The organism is Streptomyces sp. NPDC060194 (assembly GCF_042728285.1).
GTDB lineage: Bacteria > Actinomycetota > Actinomycetes > Streptomycetales > Streptomycetaceae > Streptomyces.
Genome location: NZ_JBHWZH010000018.1, coordinates 1 through 18,006 on the forward strand (window position 1 = coordinate 1; position 18,006 = coordinate 18,006).

Here is an 18,006-nt window from a genome sequence, read left to right on the forward strand (position 1 = left end):
CCCCGCGGGGAGGCGGGGCGGGGGCTCCGGGGTGGGTCGGGGTGTCAGCCGAGGAGGGTGACGGCGGGGTCGAGGGTGGTGCCGGTGGCGCTGTACGTCGCCGTCTGGCCGTTCGCGCAGTAGCCGACGTACCGGTTGCCGTACTCGGACGTGCCCGCGACGGCCTTGACCAGCGGGCGGACCTCGGTGCCCTCGGCGAAGCCGGTGGTGGCGAGGTCGATGGTGCGGCTCTGGTTCACCGGGTAGTTCTCGGTCGAGTACGACAGCTCGCCGGTGCGCGTGCTCGGCTGCCAGTTGAGGACGTAGCCGCTGTTGTTGACCACGGTGATCTTCTGGACGCACGGCTCGGCTGCGGGGGCCGGCGCGGCCGCCGCGGAAGTGACCGGCAGGACGGCGAGGGCCACGGCAGCCGCCGCGGGCAGGGCGGTCCGGCGCAGGGTCGGCTTCATCTTCTCTCCCGGGTGGTTCGGGACGGGCGGTTCCCGTCCGCACTGGGAGGGCGCGTACCCCTGTGGCGCGCGGGAAACAAGTGTCGCTGTCCGACCCACGTGTTTCGGCCAAGCGTGCGGAAGGGCGGCCTCCGAGGCGCCCCGGCGGCCGCGCCGGAGGTCCCGTACGCGCCCGGACCAGCCCGCCTGGCCCCCTGCGCGGGGGTGCGGCAGGGTGGAGAGGGTCCCGTGGCGTGCGCCCGGCCGGGCGCGGGCCGCCATCCAGGAAGCGTCCAGGAGTTCCGCATGGCTCAGGAGAAGCACCCCTCGTACCGCCCGGTGGTCTTCCGCGACCGGTCCGCCGGCTACGCGTTCCTCACGCGGTCGACCGCCTCCAGCGACCAGGACATCCAGTGGGACGACGGCAACACCTACCCGGTGATCGACGTCGAGATCTCGGCCGAGAGCCACCCCTTCTACACGGGGAAGGCCCGCGTCGTGGACACCGAGGGGCAGGTCGCGAAGTTCCAGCGCCGCTTCGGCACCGGCGAGGCGGGCGACGGCTCGGATCTGGTCAGCCCCGACGATGTGCTGCACACCGGCGCGGAGGGGGAGGTGTCCCCCGAGGACGTCGTACTGGCCGGGGGCCGCGACCTCACCCCGGAGAACCTCGAGTGGGCCCGCAAGCAGATCGCCGAACACGGGCGCGCGGCCCTCGAGCGCGAACTCCCGTGACCTGAGAGGCGCTTGGGTGCGACGGAACGCCGCCGGGATGGCCGAAGCGGGCCACCCCGGCGGAGCCCGATGTGTGGGTTGCTCCGAGAGGGGCACTCGCCGGACGCCAGCACGTCCGACGAGACAGAAGGAGCCGCACCACCATGAGCGACGCCAACATCTGGGGCTACCAGTCCACCGCCGGCTACACCGCGGGCACCGACCTCGTCGGCTACAAGGTCGAGGCCACCGACGGCAGCATCGGCAAGGTGGACAAGCAGTCGGAGGACGTCTCGTCCTCCTACATCGTCGTCGACACCGGCGTGTGGATCTTCGGCAAGCACGTCCTGCTCCCGGCCGGCACCGTCCAGCGGATCGACGCGGACGAGAAGAAGATCTACGTCGACCGCACCAAGGAGCAGATCAAGGACTCCCCGGAGTTCGACAAGGACAAGCACACGGGCGACGCCGGCTACCACGAGCAGGTGGGCACCTATTACCAGGGCAACCGGCGCAACGTGTGACCGTCGCGCCATGACGCCCCGCAGCGGCCCGGACCGGAGGCTCCCGCCTTCCCGTCCGGGCCGCTCGGCGTCCCCCCTCGGACCTCACCCCGCGGGGTACGGAGCCGCCTCCCGCGCCGTCCGCAGCGCCCCCGCCCACCACGACAGCTGGTCGAGCAGGGTCTTCGCGTACGTCGGCGCCTCCGCGTCGATCGGCTGCCCGTCCTCCCAGGAGAAGAAGTAGTTCGGGAAGGACAGACCGTCCCGGATCGTCACCGCGTGCAGCTCGGTGAGGACGTTCTCCAGGTGCAGCACCGCGTGCCGGCCCCCGGCGGCGCCACCGTAGCTGACGAACGCGACCGGCTTGGCCGCCCACTGGGTGAAGTGCCAGTCGATCGCCGCCTTCAGCGAGGCGGGGTAGCTGTGGTTGTACTCCGGGGTGACGACGACGAACGCGTCGGCCGCGTCCAGCGCCGCGGTGAGCGGTGCGAGCCCCGCGGGCCGCGGGTAGTCGTCGCCGGCCACGAGCGGCGGGACGGCGGGGAGCGCCAGCGGGATGTCGTGGTCGGCCAGGTCGACGACCTCGGCCTCGAACCCGCCGTGCGCCCGCACCTGTTCGGCGAACCACGACGCCACCACCGGGCCGAAGCGGCCCTCCCGCACGCTGCCGACGATGATCACGAGCTTGTGTGTGTCTGCCATGCCCACCACCCTCACCGGGCCCGGGCGCGGCAGCCGGACCGGGACGGGGGTGGCCCCCGCGGGGCCACCCTGCGCCCTGTCCGGGCGGGCGCGCGCCGCCCTGTCCTCGGCCCATGGGAACACCTCTGGGGGACTTCGTCCGGGCCCGGCGCGACCGCACCCAGTCGGCCGTGCTCGGCCTGCCCGAGCGGGGCCGCCGCAGGTCACCGGGGGTACGGCGGACGGATCTCGCCGTGCGGGCGGGCATCAGCGTCGAGTACCTCACCCGGATCGAGCAGGGCCGCGACCGCAACCCCTCGATCGCCGTCGTCAACGCACTGGCCGACGCCCTGAGCCTGTCCGCGTCCGAACGCGACCACCTGCGCTACCTCGCGAAGATCAGCGGCGGCGAGTGCACCGCGGACGTCCGCTCCACCCCCGCCGACCGCCGGGTCCGACCGTCCGTCCTCGCCACCCTGCACCTGCTCGAACCCGGCCTCGCGATCGTGACGAACCGGCTCGGCGACCTCTTCGCCTGGACCGACGCCTTTGGGACGGCGGCCGCCGGGACCGGGCTGCTCGACGCGGACGAGCCGAACCTCACCCGGTTCGTCTTCACCGATCCGCGCGCCCGCGCCCTGTTCCCCGACTGGGAGGCCGTCGCCGACGAGCGGGCGTTCGACCTCTGGCTCGCCCCGACCGTGGAGCACGCGGAGTGGCTCAGCGGTGAGCTCGCCGCGAGCGCGGGCCCGGAGTTCACCGCCCGCAGGAACCGGCACCTGGTGCCGCCCCGGGACGTCCTCACCCTGGCCCACCCCGGCGGACACACGCTCCGGCTGACCCGCCAGGAGATGGAACTCAGCGCGGAAGCGCAGCAGTTGCTGGTCCTGCACCCCGCCGACGACGCCACCGCGCAGGTCCTCGGCGAACTCCTCCGTCCGCGCCGCGGGGGACTTCGCTCCATCTCCTGAGCGCCGCGGCCGGCGGTCTCACGGCATCGCCCGGTCCAGGTTCACCGCCGCGCTGATGAGGGCGAGATGGGTGAACGCCTGCGGGAAGTTGCCCAGTTGCTCGCCGGTCATGGCGATCTGCTCGGCGTACAGGCCGAGATGGTTGGAATACGTGAACGTCTTCTCCAGCGCGATCCGCGCCTCCTCGACGCGGCCGGTGCGGGTCAGGGCCTCGACCCACCAGAACGAGCAGATGGAGAAGGTGCCCTCGGTGCCGGTGAGGCCGTCGGGGGCGACGCGGGGGTCGTAGCGGAAGACGAGGGAGTCGGCGACGAGGCCGCGCTCGATCGCGTCCATCGTCGAGACGAAGAGCGGGTCCGTCGGGGCGAGGAACTTGACCATCGGCATGACGAGGAGGGAGGCGTCGAGGACGGGCGGGGGAGGGGCGTCGGTCGCCGTCGTCTGGACGAAGCTCTGCAGCTCCGGGCTCCATGCGCGGGTGACGATCTGCTCGTGGATCTCGTCCCGCACCCGGCTCCACCGCACGACGTCCCCCGGCAGCCCCCGCTGCCGGCTCATCCGGATCATCCGCTCGACCGCGACCCAGCACATCAGCCGCGAGTACGTGTGGTGCTGGCGCCCGGCGCGGGTCTCCCAGATCGACTCGTCCGCCTGGTCCCAGTTCTCCAGCAGCCACTCCAGGATCCGGGTGAGGTCCTTCCACGCCTGGAGCGAGATGCCGGCGCCGTGCTTGTTGAACAGGTAGACGGAGTCGACGAGTTCACCGTAGACGTCCAACTGGCACTGTTCGGAGGCCTGGTTGCCGACCCGGACCGGCAACGAGCCCCGGTAGCCGTCGAGATGGTCGAGGTGCGTCTCCTCGTGCGCGGGGTCGCCGTCGATCGTGTAGAGCGCGCGCAAGGGGCCCTTGCCGTCGCCGTCCGCGTCCCCCAGGCAGCGGGTCAGCCAGCCGACGAACGCGTCCGCCTCCTGCGTGAACCCCAGCCGCAGCAGGGCGTAGAGCGAGAAGGCGGCGTCGCGGATCCACACGTAGCGGTAGTCCCAGTTCCGCTCCCCGCCCTCCACCTCCGGCAGGCCCAGCGTGGGCGCGGCGATCACCGCGCCGGTCGGTTCGTGCGTCAGCAGCTTCAGGGTCAGGGCGGACCGCTGCACCATCTCGCGCCAACGGCCGGTGTACGTCGAGCGCTTGAGCCAGCCGCGCCAGTACGCGACCGTCCCGTCGAACAGCGCGGCGACGTCCTCGGGGGCGAGGGGGGCGGTGTCCCGGCGGGGGTCGCCGGCGGGCGCGGAGTCGTCGGCGCCGACGGCCGCGGGCTCCCCGCCCTCCAGCACGAAGTGCTCCTCGTCCCCCTGCGCGAGGTGGAACTCCGCGACCGCGTCGCGCGGGTCGCCGTCGGTGTCGACGGTGAGCGGGACCGTCCCGCGCACCGTCACCGTCTGCGCGTCCGAGCGGAACTCCACCGCCTGCCCGTGCTCCACCGCGCGGTGCTCGGCCCGGCCGTAGTCCAGGCGCGGTGCGACGCGCGTCCGCAGCCGCATCTCGCCGCGGACGCACACCACGCGGCGGACGAGCCGCTGCCGGTGGTCGGGGTCGTGCGGGCGCAGCACGGGCATGAAGTCCTGCACCTCGACCATCCCGTGCTCGGTGAGCAGCCGGGTGACCAGGATGTTCGTGTCCGGGAAGTAGAACTGCCGACGGGCCGCGACCTCGCACAGCGGGTCGATCCGCCAGCTGCCGCCGCGCTCGGCGTCGAGCAGCGCGCCGAACACGCTCGGCGAGTCGAACCGCGGCGCGCAGAACCAGTCGATCCGGCCGTCCGTGCCGACCAGCGCGGCCGTCCGCAGATCGCCGATGAGGCCGTGTTCGGCGATCGGCAGGTACGCGTCGTCACCTGCGCCCCGGGGATAACGGTTCATCCCCGGAGCGTAACCGGACGGGTGCAGTTCGCTTACGGTCGGCGGGTCGGCGGGTCGGCGGGTCGGCGGGTCGGCGGGTCGGCGGGAGACCGGGATCACGCCGTCGGAGTACCGCCGCCGCTTCGGCGCCGGCGGTGCTCAGGCGACGCCGGGGGCCGTCACAGCGGACTGAGGTGCACCCGGATCCGCTTGCCGCCCCGCACCTCCGTCACCTGGAGGTCGTGGCACAGCGCCTGCACGATCTCCAGCCCGTGCTGGCCGATCCGCGCCGCGTCCGGCGCCTTCGGCACCGGCAGCCCGGGGCCGTTGTCGGCGACGGTCATCGCCAGCTCCCCCGGCCGCAGCTCCAGCATCAGCGAGACCGTACCGACCGCGTACTTCACCGCGTTCGTGACCAGCTCGGAGACCACCAGCCTGGCCCGCTCGACGAGGTCCTCGCTCACCTTCATCCCGCGGTTGCGGGCCCGGGCGAGGAACGTGGTGAGGAAGTCCCGCGCCGCGCCCACACTCGGGCTGCCCCCTTCGTACGCGGCCGCTCCCCTCATGACGTGCTGCTCCATTCTTCGCCCCGTCCGTCCGGATCCATCAAGCTGTGCGGTCCCCCAGCGGGTCACCCGTTCCGCGCGTCTCACACCATCGAGGACGTAGTTACGGATTCCGGTTCCGTACGGAGCCGCCGCCGGGGTGCGCCGCAGGGTGCCCCGGCGGGCCCGCCGCGGGGCGCGTCGGCACACACCCCGCCCCTCCCGCCTGAGTACGCGTACCCATCCCGCGTGTGCCGACCGCCCCTGCCGCCGTACCGCCCGCGTCCCCCATCCTGTGACCTCCTACGTGCGAGAGGAACACAACTGATGGAGCGTCAACTCCGGCTGCGCCAGGCCACTGTGGACGACCTGGCCTGGATCCACGAGCTGCGCCACCGGGTGTACGCCGAGGAGCTCGGCCAGCACGCGACGAACAGCGAGGGCGTGCTGCGGGACGCACTCGACGGCGACAACGTCTACCTCGTCGCCGCCCGCGGGGACGACCGGATCGGCTTCGTCAGCCTCACCCCGCCCTGGTCGGGCCGGTACGCGCTGGAGAAGTACCTCACCCGCGAGGAGCTGCCGCTGCTCGCCGAGGACGCGCTGTTCGAGGTCCGCATCCTCACCGTCGAACCCGCCTGGCGCACCTCGGCCGCGGCGTCGCTGCTGATGTACGCGGCGCTGCGGTGGACGGCCGCGCGCGGCGGCCGGCGGATCGTCGCGATGGGCCGCACCGACCTGCTGCCGATGTACCTCGCCACGGGTCTGCGCCCGGTCGGCCGGACCGTCCGCAGCGGCGCGCTGACCTTCGAGGTGCTCGCCGGCACCGTCGACGAGATCGCCCGCACCGGCCGCGCCCGCCACCGGACCACGCTGAACCGCCTACGGCCCCACGTCGACTGGCAGTTGGACGTCCCCTTCGCACCCCGCGCGGACGGCTGCGAGCACGGCGGCGCCTCCTTCTCCGCCATCGGCACCGACTTCACCACCCTCCACCGCCGCGACCGGATCGTCGCCGCCGACGTCCTCGACGCCTGGTTCCCGCCCGCCCCCGGCGTCCGCGCCGCGCTCACCGAGGACCCCGACTGGGCCGCCCGCACCTCCCCGCCCACCGGCGCGGAGGGCCTGGTCGCCGCCGTCGCCACGGCCCGCGGGCTCCCCGACGACACCCTCGCCGTCGGCGCCGGCTCCTCCGACCTGATCTTCCGCGCCTTCGGCCGGTGGCTCACCCCCGACAGCCGCGTCCTGCTCCTCGACCCGGGCTACGGCGAGTACGCGCACGTCACCGAGCGGGTGATCGGCTGCCGCGTCGACCGCCTCCGGCTCCGCCGCGAGGAGGGCTGGCGGATCGACCCCGAACGGCTCGCCGCGGCCGTCGCCGCGCACCCCTACGACCTCGTCGTCGTCATCAACCCCAACAACCCCACCGGCCCGCACACCCCCGCCGCCGTCCTGCGCGCGGTGATCGCCGGCGCGCCCGCCCGCACGCGCTGGTGGATCGACGAGGCGTACCTCGGCTACGTCGGCGTCGGCGAGTCGCTGGCCGGGCTCGCCGCGACCGACCCGCGGGTCGTCGTCTGCAGCTCGCTGTCCAAGACGTACGCGCTGTCCGGCGTGCGCGCCGCCTACCTCGTCGCCGCGCCGCCCGTCGCCGCCGAGCTGCGCCGCTGGACGCCGCCCTGGCCCGTCAGCCTCCCCGCCCAGCTCGCCGCGGTCGCCGCGCTGCGCGACCCCGCGTACTACGCGGACCGCCGGCGGCAGACCCACGCGCTGCGCCGCGCCCTCGCCGCCGACCTCGCCGCGCTGCCCGGCGCACCGCTCGCCGTCGAGGAGTCCGTCGCCAACTGGCTCACCGTCACCCTCCCGCCCACCGGCCCGAGCGCCGCGCGGCTCGTCGCGGAGTGCCGCCGGCACGACGTCTACCTGCGCGACCTCTCCCCGCTGTCCTCCGCCTACGAGGGCCGCACCGTCCGGATCGCGGTCCGCGACGCGGCCGGCAACGCGCGCATCGCCGCGGCGGTGCGGGCAGCGCTGGCGGCGCTCACGGCGGACGCCGAGCCCCCGGCCGTGACTCCCGGGGCAACCGCCGTGCCCGTCGCCACCTCATGACGACCGCCGCCTCGGTCGCGCCCGAGCCGCAATGAATACCAGCCCGGCTGGCGTCTGAGGCCGCGCGGGCGCAGCCCGTGCATCCGCGGCGGAGCCGCGAAATCCCGCTGCCGGCCGCCCGAGGCCCCCGCCGCGAAACCGTGTTGCCGGCCGCCCAAGGCCCCCGCTGCCGGCCGCCCAAGGCCTCACCGCACGTCGCGGAACGCGCGTCCCGCCGCCGTCACCCCCGCCGCACTGCGGTACAGCCCCGTGTTCGGCTCCGCCCCCGACGGCAGTCCGAACCACGCCCACCGCTGCACGTACGGCAACCCCGCCAGCATCGGCGCGGCGGCCCGCAGGAACGCCGCCTGCTGGTCCTGGGACGCGACCCGCACGCCCTGGGAGAAGTCGGTGAGGGCGAACTCGGTGAGCCAGACCGGCTTCCCGTACCTCCGGTGCACCGCCTCCAGGTACGACCTCAACTGCGCGACCGCCGCCTCGGCCCGGAAGTCACCGCCGTACCAGTGCAGCGCGACGAAGTCGACGCGGAGCCCGCGCGCCTCCGCACCCGCCATGAACCGGTCGAGCCACCCACCGGGCCGGTCCCCGCCGTAGGCCACCGCCGGACTGCCGAGGACCCGCCCCGCCGACTCCAACCGCGGCCACAGGTCGAGCGCCTGCTCGACCGACATCTCGGCCTGCCCCGCCAGATCCGGCTCGTTGAACCCGAGCAGATAGGGCCCGGCGGCCCGCGCCCGCTCCAGGTTCGCCGGCTCGACGGACTTCGCCCCCCAGATCATCGGGACGAACCGCGCCGACGCGGAGGCCGGGACACCCAGCCGCTCCGTCCCCCACGTGTAGTACCAGCCCGCCCCGGAGTCCGCGAGCGCCGGTCCGGCGGCGGCGAACGGCCACACCCCGACCCCCTTGCGCGGCGAGGTCGCGGCCGCCGTACCGACGGGTGCCTTCGCCGCGCCCGTGGCCGGCGGCTTCGCGGCGGCGGCCGGCCGCTCCTTCTTTTCCGAGGCCGACGGCGAAGCCGAAGCCGAGGGGGAGGCCGGCGCCGACGCCGAGGGCGCCGAGGACCGCGACGCCGACGGCATTCCGGACGGACCTCCGCGGGACGCCACGGCCGCCCCGCCCGCGGCCACCGACCGCCCCCCGTCGCCCGCCCCACCCGGCAGGTACCCGGCGACCAGCAGCACCGCCGTCGCCACCGCCCCCGCCGCGAGGACCGCCGCACCCCGCCGCCGTACGGTCGCGCGCCCGGCCGCCCGCGCGACCCGCCGCGCGGCGACCCGCGACCCCGCGGCCGAGGCGTGCGCCCCTCCGTCCCCCACCGCCCGCCCACCGAGGTCGTACGCGTCCCCCACCGTGCCACCCGCCACGTCCCCCACACCGGCCTCGGGCCCGACGCCGCCCCCGGCGGACACAGCCGCCGGCCACCCCTGCGGAACCCCCGCGTGGGGCGGCGGCACGAGCAGCGGCAGCCCGCCGAGCAGCCGCTCCACCGGGACGGCGGCGGCCCCGCCACCCGCCCCGCAGACCCCGCACTCCCGCAGGTGCCGCGCGAACCGCTTGCGCCAGAGCGGGCCGGGGACGCCGTTCCAGCCGGTCACGAGGGTGTCCAGACCGTCGCAGCGGCCCGGCGCCCCGGCCAGCGCGCGGACGACCGCCCGGCACACCTCCACCCGCTCCCGCAGCCGCTGCACCCTGACCGCCGCATGCCGCACCGGCAGCTCCAGCGCGCTCGCCAGCTCCTCGCGCGTCATCTCGCCGGTGGCCTCCAGCCACCACAGCGACAGCAGCGTCCGATCGCCGTCGTCGAGCCAGCGCGTCGCCTCGGCCACCTCACGGCGCTGGTCGGTCAGACCCAGCCGCAGGATGGTGACGGCGGCGAAGTCCGACGAGGGGTCGACGACGTCGGCGACCGCGTCCAGACTGTCCGTCCGTTGCAGCGCCGCCGCCCGCCGCGCCTCGCGGTCGCGGACCTGCCGGACGGCGATCGCGACCGCCCACGACCGGAACGCGTCGGGATCGCGCAGGCCCGGCAGCCCGCGCACGATCCGGACCAGGGTGTCCTGCACGACGTCGTCGACGTCGCTGTGCCCGTCGAGCGCCCGCCCGACCACGTTGTAGAGCAGGGGCATGCTCGCCGCGACCAGGGCGTCGAGAGCCCGCGGGTCCCCGTCCCTGGCGGCCTCCACCGTGGCGAGTGCGGGTCCGCTGCGCGGGCTTCGGTACATGGGGGCGTCCACCTCGATCTCGTCAGGTCTCTGACAGGAGACCGCGCGGCGCGGCGCCGTACAACAGAAATGCGCCGGCGTCCGCGATCCGGGACGGAGGTCCCCGGCGGCCGGGACCGAAGTCCGTGGCCCAGCACACACCGCAACGCGCAGGATGGACGCATGACGACGGCTCCCACCCCCCGGCACGACCGGCTCCCGGCCGGTGACACGCCCCACCCGCGTGGGACGTGGATCATCCGCGCGGTCGGTGAGATCGACGTGGACACGGCCGACTCCCTGCACGCCGCCCTGGCGACCGCCGCCCGCACCTACCCCGTCGTGGTGCTCGACGCGGCCGAGGTCACGTTCGCCGACTCCAGTTTCGTCAACGCCGTCGTCAGAGCCCACCGCAGAACGCGGCTGCGCATCGCCCGCCCGAGCCCCCAGGTCCGCCACCTGCTCGAACTCACCACCCAGGACCGGCACATGCCGGTGTACACCACCCTGGCGGAGGCCGTGGAGGGCTGACGCGGACGGCCCACGCCCCCCCCGCGACGACACAACGCCCGCCCCCTGACGAGGGCGGGCGTTCGGCGCGTCGGCGACGGGATCAGGCCGAGGCCTGGTGCGGCTTGGGCTCACCGGGGTTGACCACGGCCACCCCCTCGCCCTCCAGCTTCAGCTGGACCGCCTCCCCGCTGCCGCCCTTGAGCATCGACCCGATGCCCTGCGACCGGTGCAGCGACGTCCGCAGCTGCGGGCTCCACGCCACGACCGCGTCGGTGTCGACGTACACCGGCGCGTCCGGCGTCACCGGCAGCACCAGCGGGACGCCCGCGCTGGTCAGGGCGAGGCGACCGGTCCCGCCGAAGGTGCAGTTGAACAACCCGCCGCCGACCATCCCCGCCCCCTCGACGGTGGTGATGTCGTAGCGGAGCGAGGCGTCGAAGCAGAGGATGTTCTTGCCGTTGACGGTCAGTCCGTGCTGGTCGTCGACGTCGACGACGAAGCAGTGCGCCGCGTCGGAGGCGAACCACACCTCGCCCTCGCCCTTGGCGGTCATGAGGGACAGGCCCTCGCCGGTCATCGCGCGTTTGAGGAAGTTGCCCACGCCCTGGCCCTGGCGCTCGAACGACAGCGCTCCGCGCCAGGCCACCATCGTGCCCTGGCGGGCGTACGCCTCGCCCTTGACGGTGTACCGCACCGCCATCGGGTTCTCCTGCGACAGGCCGGGGGCCTGCGACGGCTGGACGAAGTTCTCGGGATCGAACAGGTTTCGGCTCATGCGGCGGCTGGTTCCCCCGCTCCCCGCCCACACTCCCGGAGCGACTCACTCCGCTCCCGGCGGCGTGACCTGCACCGGACCGGGGCAGGCGCACGGAGTCGGAACGTACACCGGCGCGACACGGCGCGCACAGGTCGAGAGGTGACCCATGATCGAGGCGGACAACATTCGTGACTGGCGCGGCAAGGACGTCGTCGACCAGGAGGGCAACAAGGTCGGCTCGCTGGAGTCCGTCTACGTGGACACCGGCACGGACACCCCGGCCTTCGCGGGCGTCCTGACCGGCTTCCTCACCAGCAAGCGCATCACGTTCGTGCCGCTGCAGCGGGCCCGCGTCTCACCGTCGTACGTGAAGGTCGCCTGGCCCAAGCAGACGGTGAAGGACGCGCCGTCGATCGAGACGGACGGCGAACTCCTCGCGGATACCGAGGCGGAGGTCTTCTCGCACTACAAGCTGCCGTTCACCGTGGGGGGACCGAGGCGTCTCGCGCGCCGCTGACGTCGTCCGAACCGGGCCTTTCCGGGCGGGAGTTGCCGTTCCGATGTGAACGGCCGCTCTCCGTGGGGTCGTTGGAGTCGTCCTCGGGGACGGTGTCCGGCGGCGTCGTCGTGGCCGGCGTGACGGGCGGCACCGGCGGTGCGCCGATCCCCGCCGCACCGCCTGCCGTCGCCCCGAGCCCGTCCGCCCGGGCCGCGTCCGCCAGCGCCTCCTCGGCCGCCCGCGCGGCCAACGCGGCATCCGTGGCGGCCTGTTCGGCCTGCTCGGCGGAGTTCGACGCCGCCTTCGGGACCGTCGCCGCGGACTGCGGCAGCACCTCGTTGAACGCGCGCGACACCCCCTGGAGCGCGGACGTCACCTCGCTCGGGATCACCCAGAAGGTGCTGCCCTGGCCCTGCGCGAGCTGCGGCAGCATCTGCATGTACTGGTAGGCGAGCAGCTTGGGGTCGGGGTCGTTGCGGTGGACGGCCTGGAAGACCTCGTCGATCGCCCGCGACTGTCCCTCCGCCTTCAGGATCTCCGCCGTCCGGTTGCCCTCCGCGCGCAGCACCGCGGCCTGCTTGTCACCCTCGGCGGTCAGGATCTGCGACTGCCGCTGGCCCTCCGCGCCGAGGATCGCGGCCCGCTTGTCGCGCTCGGCGCGCATCTGCTTCTCCATCGCGTCCTTGATGGACTGCGGCGGGTCGATCGCCTTGATCTCCACGCGGTTGACGCGCAGCCCCCATTTGCCCGTCGCGTCGTCGAGCACGCCGCGCAGCTGGCTGTTGATCGTGTCGCGCGAGGTCAGCGTCCGCTCCAGGTCCATCGACCCGACGACGTTCCGCAGCGTCGTGACCGTCAGCTGCTCGACGCCCTGCAGGAAGTCCGCGATCTCGTACGCCGCCGCGCGCGGGTCGGTGACCTGGTAGTAGAGGACGGTGTCGATCTGGACGACGAGGTTGTCCTCGGTGATCACCGGCTGCGGTTTGAACGACGCGACCTGCTCGCGGAGGTCGATCACCGGATAGACGCGGTCGATGTACGGGATGACGACGTTGAGGCCCGGTTTCAGCGTCCGCCGGTACCGTCCGAGCCGCTCCACGTTCCGGGCGCGCGCCTGCGGGACGATGCGCACCGCACGGATCACGGTGAACACCGCGATCAGCGCCACGAGCAGACCGGCTATGAGCACTGGCGACATGTCCACGTCTCACTCTCTCGGATAGACGATCGCGGTCGAACCGGTGATCTCCATGACGTCCACGGCAGCGCCCTCGGGGATCACGAGCGTCTCGTCGTACGGCCTGGCCGTCCACTCCTCGCCGCCGATCCGCACCCGGCCGCCGCGCGCCGACACCTCGGTGACCGCGTGCGCGACCGAACCCACCAGCGCGTCGATCCCGAACCGCTCCTGCTGCGGCGCCCGCAGGTTCCGCATCGCCACCGGCCGCACGAACAGCAGCCCCGCGGCCGAGACCAGCGTGAACACCACGAACTGCACCGGCACCGGCGCCCCCACCCCCGCCGCCCCCGCCGACACCAGCGCGGCACCCCCGAGCAGCCCCAGAGCGGCGGTCAGCGTGAATATCTCGGCCGCGGCCAGGACCGCCGCGACCGTCAGCCAGATCAACCACGGTTCCATGAAGGCCCCTCCCTGCCGGGGGCGCGTGGATGTCGGATTGCGTCGCAAAGATGAAGAGATCCACCTTTTGAATTACTTTACCTCCGGGCGGGCGGCGGGGGCCATGGTTGCGCGGGATCTCTTACCGCGCCCCGGCCGCCTCACAGCCACCGCGGCGAGGCTCCTGGCCACATCGCCTCCGCCTGTGGCGTCCGGGCGATGTTGACTCCGCCTGTGGCGTCCGGGCGATGTCGACCACGTCTGGGGCGCCCAAGCCTCATCGCCTCCGCCTGGTGGGTCCAGGCCACAATGCCTCAGCGTGGTGGGTCCAGGCTGCAAAGCCTCAGCGTGGTGCGTCCTGGCCACGAAGCCCTAGCGTGGTGGACGTCCGGCCAGATCGCCTCAGCCAGACCGGGGGCGGGAGCCAAAAAAATCCAGCCCGGCCGGCGTTTGAGGCCGGAGGGCGCAGCCCGACATGGGGGTGCAGGGGGCGGAGCCCCCGCTCGGGGACGCGGGGGGCTCCGCTCCCGCGGAGGGCTCCGCTCTCGCGGGGGGCTCCGCTCTCGCGGGGGACGCCCCCGCACCACACCCGCGCTACCGGGCGAGCCGGGCCAGAACCGCCCGCCGGAGCACCTCCTCACCCACGCCCAGCGCCACCAGCACCTCCGGCCCCCGCCCACCCCCGGACGACAGCAGCCCCAACAGGACGTGCCCCGTCCCGAACCGCTCGGCCCCGAGCGCCCGCGCCTCGGCGAGCGTCTGCTCCAGCGCCTTCTTGGCCTCCGGGGTGTACGCCGGCCGCGGGTACTGGAACGCACCCGGTCCGAACGTACCGTCGGCCTGCGCCTTGATCGCCTCGACGTCGATGCCGAGCGACGACAGCGCGTCCTTGGCCGGCTGCCCGCCGGTCGACGGCACGCCCGCCGCCTCGCAGATCCGCACCGTCTCGGCCCGCGCCCGCTCCGCGTCGACGCCCACCTCGCGCAGCGCCCGCGCGGCGGTGGACTCCTCGGTGACCACGAGACCGAGCAGGATGTGCTCCGTCCCGATGAAGTCGTGCCCGAGCGCGACCGCCTCGTCCTGGGAGGCCACCACCGCGGCCCTGCCGTGCTCCGTGAAGTACTCGAACATCTCTACCCCTCCTTGCCCTCGGCCCTGCGCCGACCCGCGTGCTTCTCGTGCACCGTCTGCCGGCTGACGTCCAACGACGTGGCGATGGTCTGCCACGACCACCCCCGGTCCCGCGCGCTGTCCACGTGCAGCCGCTCCAGTTCCTCCAGCAGCCGCCGCAACGCGACGACCGCGGCGAGACCCACCGCGGGGTCCCTGTCCGTGACCTGCCCGGCCAACGAGGCCGGCGTCTCCTCGGCTTCCATACGTGTCAGGATTCCCTGACAACGGACACGGTGTCAAGGTTCCCTGACAACACCACCGCGCCGCCCCACCCGCCCCCGCCGTACGCTCGACCCGTGCCGACCTCCCGCCCCCACCGCGTCGCCGTCCTCGTCCTCGACGGTGCGAAGCCGCTCGACGTCGGCATCCCGGCGCAGGTGTTCACGACGCGCGCGAGCATGCCGTACGAGGTGCGGGTGTGCGGCGCCGCGCGGGGAAGGGTGGCCGGGGGCGACGGACTGGCGTACGAGGTCGCGCACGGCCTGGAGGCGCTGGCCTGGGCGGACATCGTCTTCGTCCCGGGCTACCGGCAGCCGGACCGCGACGACCCGCCGCCCGCCGTCGTCGCCGCGCTCCTCAACGCACACGAGCGGGGCACCCGGCTCGCGGCGATCTCGACCGGCGCGTTCGCGCTCGCCGCGACGGGCCTGCTCGACGGCCGCCGCGCCACGACCCACTGGCACTACACGCGCGCCCTCGCGGCCCGCCACCCGCGGATCCTCGTCGACGAGAACGTCCTCTTCGTCGACGAGGGCGGCGTCCTCACCTCCGCCGGCGCGGCCTCCGGCATCGACCTGTGCCTGCACATCCTGCGCGGCGACCTCGGCGTGGCCGCGTCCAACCACGCGGCCCGCCGCCTCGTCGCCGCGCCCTACCGCAGCGGCGGCCAGGCCCAGTACGTCCCGCGCAGCGTGCCGGAGCCGCTGGGGGAGCGGTTCGCGGCGACCCGCGAGTGGGCGCTGTACCGGCTCGGCGAACCGCTCACCCTCGACGCGCTCGCCGCGCAGGCCGGCGTGTCCGCGCGCACGTTCTCCCGCCGGTTCGTCGAGGAGACGGGGTACACCCCCATGCAGTGGGTCATGCGGGCCCGCGTCGACCTCGCCCGCGAGCTCCTCGAACGCTCCGAACGCTCCGTCGAGCAGATCGCCGGCGACACCGGCCTCGGCACCGGCGCGAACCTCCGCCTGCACTTCCACCGCATCCTCGGCACCTCCCCGAGCGAGTACCGCCGCACCTTCACCGACGGCGGCTGAGCCGGCCGTACGCCCCCCGGGGCCCGACCGCACCGACACGGCCTGGCGACATCCTTGCGGACCATGGCGATCACGCCACTGTCCGCGCCCGCGGTCGCGCGCGAGGGTGGTGGGGACGGGAGAGAAGGGACCTCACTCATGACCCGCATCGCCATCAACGGTTTCGGCCGCATCGGCCGCAACGTGCTCCGCGCGCTCCTGGAGCGCGACAGCGCGCTCGAGATCGTCGCGGTCAACGACCTCACCGAGCCCGCCGCGCTCGCCCGGCTGCTCGCGTTCGACAGCACGTCGGGCCGGCTCGGCCGCCCGGTGTCCGCCGAGGGGGACACCCTCGTCGTCGACGGCCGCCGCATCCGCGTGCTCGCCGAGCGCGACCCGGCACAACTCCCCTGGCGGGAGCTGCAGATCGACATCGTCCTGGAGTCCACCGGGCGCTTCACCTCCGCCGAGGCCGCACGCGCGCACCTCGACGCGGGCGCGCGCAAGGTGCTCGTCAGCGCACCCTCGGACGGCGCGGACGTCACCCTCGCCTACGGCGTCAACACCGCCGCCTACGACCCGGCCGCCCACACCGTCGTCTCCAACGCCTCCTGCACCACCAACGCGCTCGCCCCGCTCGCCGCGGTCCTCGACGAACTCGCCGGTATCGAGCACGGGTTCATGACCACCGTGCACGCGTACACCCAGGAGCAGAACCTCCAGGACGGCCCCCACCGCGACCCGCGCCGCGCCCGCGCCGCCGGCGTCAACATCGTCCCGACCACCACCGGCGCGGCGAAGGCGATCGGCCTCGTCCTGCCGGGCCTCGACGGCAAGCTCTCCGGGGACTCCATCCGCGTCCCCGTCCCGGTCGGCTCGATCGTCGAGCTCAACACCACCGTCGCCCGCGACGTCACCCGCGACGACGTCCTCGCCGCCTACCGCACCGCCGCGGCCGGCCCCCTCGCCGGCGTCCTGGAGTACTCCGACGACCCCCTCGTCTCCTCCGACATCACCGGCAACCCCGCCTCCGCCGTCTTCGACTCCGCGCTCACCCGTGTCGACGGCCGCCACGTCAAGGTCGTCGCCTGGTACGACAACGAGTGGGGCTTCTCGCACCGCGTCATCGACACCCTGGAACTGCTGGCGCGCGGCTGAGGGCCTCCGGCGAGGGGGGGAGGGGCGGCGGCCCCTACCGCCGCTGGGTGAGCAACTCCGCCAGCTCGTCGGTGAACGCGGTGAGGCGGGTCAGGAGTTCGCCCTCCCGCGCCACCCGGAACCCGTGCCGGCGCGCCCAGAACGAGGCCTGTACGGCGTGCAGTTGGGACCAGGCGCGCACCCGCTCGCGGTCGAGTTCCGCGGCCTCGGCGAAGCCGTCGAGGGCGCGGAACGCCGCGGTGCGGAGGTCGTCCGCGTCGAGGAACGCGAGCGCGCGGGCCTTGAGGAGGGTGCCGCCGTCGTACGCCGGGTCGCCGACGTACCCCTTGGGGTCGACGGCCAGCCACGGCTCCCGGTCGGCGCGCAGGATGTTGCGCGCGTGGAAGTCCCCGTGGACGAGGGTGTCCGGCTGGGTCGTCCCCAGCTCGCGTACCGTGGCGGCGGCCGCGTCCACGACCCGCGGCGGCAAGGCGTGCGACAACTCAGCCTCTTCGTGCCGTAGTTGCTCCAGCCACCCTTCCGCCTGCGTGCTCAGCCGCGGCAGCCCCGCCGGCGCGGCGACCGTCAGCCTGCGGTGCAGCCGCCCCGCCACCCGCACCACCTCGTCGGTGTCCGCCGCCTCCGCGAGCGTCTCGGAGCGCGCCCGCTCCAGCAGCATCGCGAACCGCGCGTCGTCCCGCGCGTACAGCCGTACGGCCCCGCGCCCGCCCCACGCCTCGAACGCGTCCGGCTCGTGCACGTTCCCCTCGTGCGGGAACGACACCTTCACCACCGCCCGCCGCCCCCGCCACCGCACCGGCACCACCACCCCGACACCCCCGTGCGTCACCTCCCCGTCCCGCCCGCACCCCCACCGCGCCATCAACTCGCGCACAATAAGCGGCACTTCCGCGACCCACGCCGCCCCCGCCTCCCCCTCCCGCGCAACCGTCCCCCGCACGAACCCCTCCGGCACCTGGATCACCCCGGCACCCTACGCGGGCACCCCGCCCCGCCGACCCGGCT

The 18,006-nt window shown here is 74.1% G+C and carries 17 protein-coding genes and 2 pseudogenes; 8 read left to right on the forward strand and 11 right to left on the reverse strand.

Translation table 11 applies throughout. The features are described 5' to 3' along the window. Nucleotides 1-44 precede the first annotated feature (44 nt). Nucleotides 45-449, reverse strand: coding sequence for a hypothetical protein (locus ACFWEG_RS06060; RefSeq protein ID WP_387209699.1), 405 nt, complete (start codon nucleotides 447-449; stop codon nucleotides 45-47). A gap of 285 nt (nucleotides 450-734) precedes the next feature. Here ACFWEG_RS06060 and ACFWEG_RS06065 point away from each other — a divergent pair. Both ACFWEG_RS06065 and ACFWEG_RS06070 read left to right on the forward strand, forming a co-directional pair. Further along, nucleotides 735-989, forward strand: a pseudogene (locus ACFWEG_RS06065) (type B 50S ribosomal protein L31); the annotation flags it as partial. A 317-nt stretch (nucleotides 990-1,306) separates the two neighbouring features. Then, complete coding sequence (locus tag ACFWEG_RS06070; RefSeq protein ID WP_387209701.1) at nucleotides 1,307-1,666, forward strand: PRC-barrel domain-containing protein; 360 nt, start codon at nucleotides 1,307-1,309, stop codon at nucleotides 1,664-1,666. A gap of 84 nt (nucleotides 1,667-1,750) precedes the next feature. Here ACFWEG_RS06070 and ACFWEG_RS06075 read toward each other — a convergent pair whose 3' ends face one another. Continuing rightward, nucleotides 1,751-2,347 carry an NADPH-dependent FMN reductase gene (locus ACFWEG_RS06075; RefSeq protein WP_387209703.1) on the reverse strand — a complete coding sequence of 199 codons (597 nt, stop codon included), beginning with the start codon at nucleotides 2,345-2,347 and terminating at the stop codon, nucleotides 1,751-1,753. Between the two features lie 113 nt (nucleotides 2,348-2,460). Between ACFWEG_RS06075 and ACFWEG_RS06080 the strand changes: the two genes are divergently transcribed. Continuing rightward, on the forward strand, nucleotides 2,461-3,297 hold the full coding sequence (locus ACFWEG_RS06080; RefSeq protein ID WP_387209705.1) for a helix-turn-helix domain-containing protein: 837 nt from the start codon (nucleotides 2,461-2,463) through the stop codon (nucleotides 3,295-3,297). A gap of 18 nt (nucleotides 3,298-3,315) precedes the next feature. Here the strand turns inward: ACFWEG_RS06080 and ACFWEG_RS06085 are convergent, their stop codons facing one another. Both ACFWEG_RS06085 and ACFWEG_RS06090 read right to left on the reverse strand, forming a co-directional pair. Beyond that, nucleotides 3,316-5,214, reverse strand: a complete 1,899-nt coding sequence (locus ACFWEG_RS06085) for a glycoside hydrolase family 15 protein (RefSeq protein ID WP_387209707.1) — start codon at nucleotides 5,212-5,214, stop codon at nucleotides 3,316-3,318. 158 nt (nucleotides 5,215-5,372) lie between these two features. Further along, nucleotides 5,373-5,774: an ATP-binding protein gene (locus ACFWEG_RS06090; protein WP_387209709.1), complete on the reverse strand. Its 402-nt coding sequence runs from the start codon at nucleotides 5,772-5,774 to the stop codon at nucleotides 5,373-5,375. Between the two features lie 291 nt (nucleotides 5,775-6,065). On the opposite strand from ACFWEG_RS06090, the gene ACFWEG_RS06095 reads away from it, so the two are divergent. Next, on the forward strand, nucleotides 6,066-7,847 hold the full coding sequence (locus ACFWEG_RS06095) for an aminotransferase class I/II-fold pyridoxal phosphate-dependent enzyme (RefSeq protein ID WP_387209711.1): 1,782 nt from the start codon (nucleotides 6,066-6,068) through the stop codon (nucleotides 7,845-7,847). Between the two features lie 185 nt (nucleotides 7,848-8,032). Here ACFWEG_RS06095 and ACFWEG_RS06100 read toward each other — a convergent pair whose 3' ends face one another. Further along, entirely contained in the window at nucleotides 8,033-10,072 is a 2,040-nt protein-coding gene (locus ACFWEG_RS06100) for a sigma-70 family RNA polymerase sigma factor (RefSeq protein WP_387209713.1), read from the reverse strand. Nucleotides 10,073-10,234: 162 nt separating this feature from the next. Between ACFWEG_RS06100 and ACFWEG_RS06105 the strand changes: the two genes are divergently transcribed. After that, nucleotides 10,235-10,582, forward strand: coding sequence for an STAS domain-containing protein (locus ACFWEG_RS06105; protein ID WP_387209715.1), 348 nt, complete (start codon nucleotides 10,235-10,237; stop codon nucleotides 10,580-10,582). A gap of 82 nt (nucleotides 10,583-10,664) precedes the next feature. Here the strand turns inward: ACFWEG_RS06105 and ACFWEG_RS06110 are convergent, their stop codons facing one another. After that, nucleotides 10,665-11,339 carry an AIM24 family protein gene (locus ACFWEG_RS06110; protein WP_387209717.1) on the reverse strand — a complete coding sequence of 225 codons (675 nt, stop codon included), beginning with the start codon at nucleotides 11,337-11,339 and terminating at the stop codon, nucleotides 10,665-10,667. A 148-nt stretch (nucleotides 11,340-11,487) separates the two neighbouring features. Here ACFWEG_RS06110 and ACFWEG_RS06115 point away from each other — a divergent pair, with 148 nt between their 5' ends. Further along, nucleotides 11,488-11,838, forward strand: a complete 351-nt coding sequence (locus tag ACFWEG_RS06115) for a PRC-barrel domain-containing protein (RefSeq protein WP_387209719.1) — start codon at nucleotides 11,488-11,490, stop codon at nucleotides 11,836-11,838. Between the two features lie 175 nt (nucleotides 11,839-12,013). Here ACFWEG_RS06115 and ACFWEG_RS06120 read toward each other — a convergent pair. From ACFWEG_RS06120 to ACFWEG_RS06135, 4 genes and pseudogenes are all read right to left on the reverse strand, one after another. Continuing rightward, nucleotides 12,014-13,018: pseudogene (locus ACFWEG_RS06120) on the reverse strand (SPFH domain-containing protein); the annotation flags it as partial. Between the two features lie 9 nt (nucleotides 13,019-13,027). Next, a complete protein-coding gene (locus ACFWEG_RS06125; protein WP_387209721.1) occupies nucleotides 13,028-13,459 on the reverse strand; it encodes an NfeD family protein in 432 nt (143 codons plus the stop codon). 573 nt (nucleotides 13,460-14,032) lie between these two features. After that, nucleotides 14,033-14,569 (reverse strand): Clp protease N-terminal domain-containing protein, encoded by a 537-nt coding sequence (locus ACFWEG_RS06130; RefSeq protein WP_387209723.1) that lies wholly within the window; start codon nucleotides 14,567-14,569, stop codon nucleotides 14,033-14,035. A 2-nt stretch (nucleotides 14,570-14,571) separates the two neighbouring features. Beyond that, complete coding sequence (locus ACFWEG_RS06135; protein ID WP_387209725.1) at nucleotides 14,572-14,814, reverse strand: hypothetical protein; 243 nt, start codon at nucleotides 14,812-14,814, stop codon at nucleotides 14,572-14,574. A gap of 93 nt (nucleotides 14,815-14,907) precedes the next feature. On the opposite strand from ACFWEG_RS06135, the gene ACFWEG_RS06140 reads away from it, so the two are divergent. Then, nucleotides 14,908-15,864, forward strand: a complete 957-nt coding sequence (locus tag ACFWEG_RS06140; RefSeq protein WP_387209727.1) for a GlxA family transcriptional regulator — start codon at nucleotides 14,908-14,910, stop codon at nucleotides 15,862-15,864. Nucleotides 15,865-16,002: 138 nt separating this feature from the next. Beyond that, complete coding sequence (gene gap, locus ACFWEG_RS06145) at nucleotides 16,003-17,001, forward strand: type I glyceraldehyde-3-phosphate dehydrogenase (protein WP_387209729.1); 999 nt, start codon at nucleotides 16,003-16,005, stop codon at nucleotides 16,999-17,001. Nucleotides 17,002-17,035: 34 nt separating this feature from the next. Here the strand turns inward: gap and ACFWEG_RS06150 are convergent, their stop codons facing one another. Next, the gene (locus tag ACFWEG_RS06150) at nucleotides 17,036-17,965 is read right to left on the reverse strand and encodes an aminoglycoside phosphotransferase family protein (RefSeq protein WP_387209732.1); all 930 of its coding nucleotides are present in this window, start codon (nucleotides 17,963-17,965) and stop codon (nucleotides 17,036-17,038) included. Nucleotides 17,966-18,006: the final 41 nt, after the last annotated feature.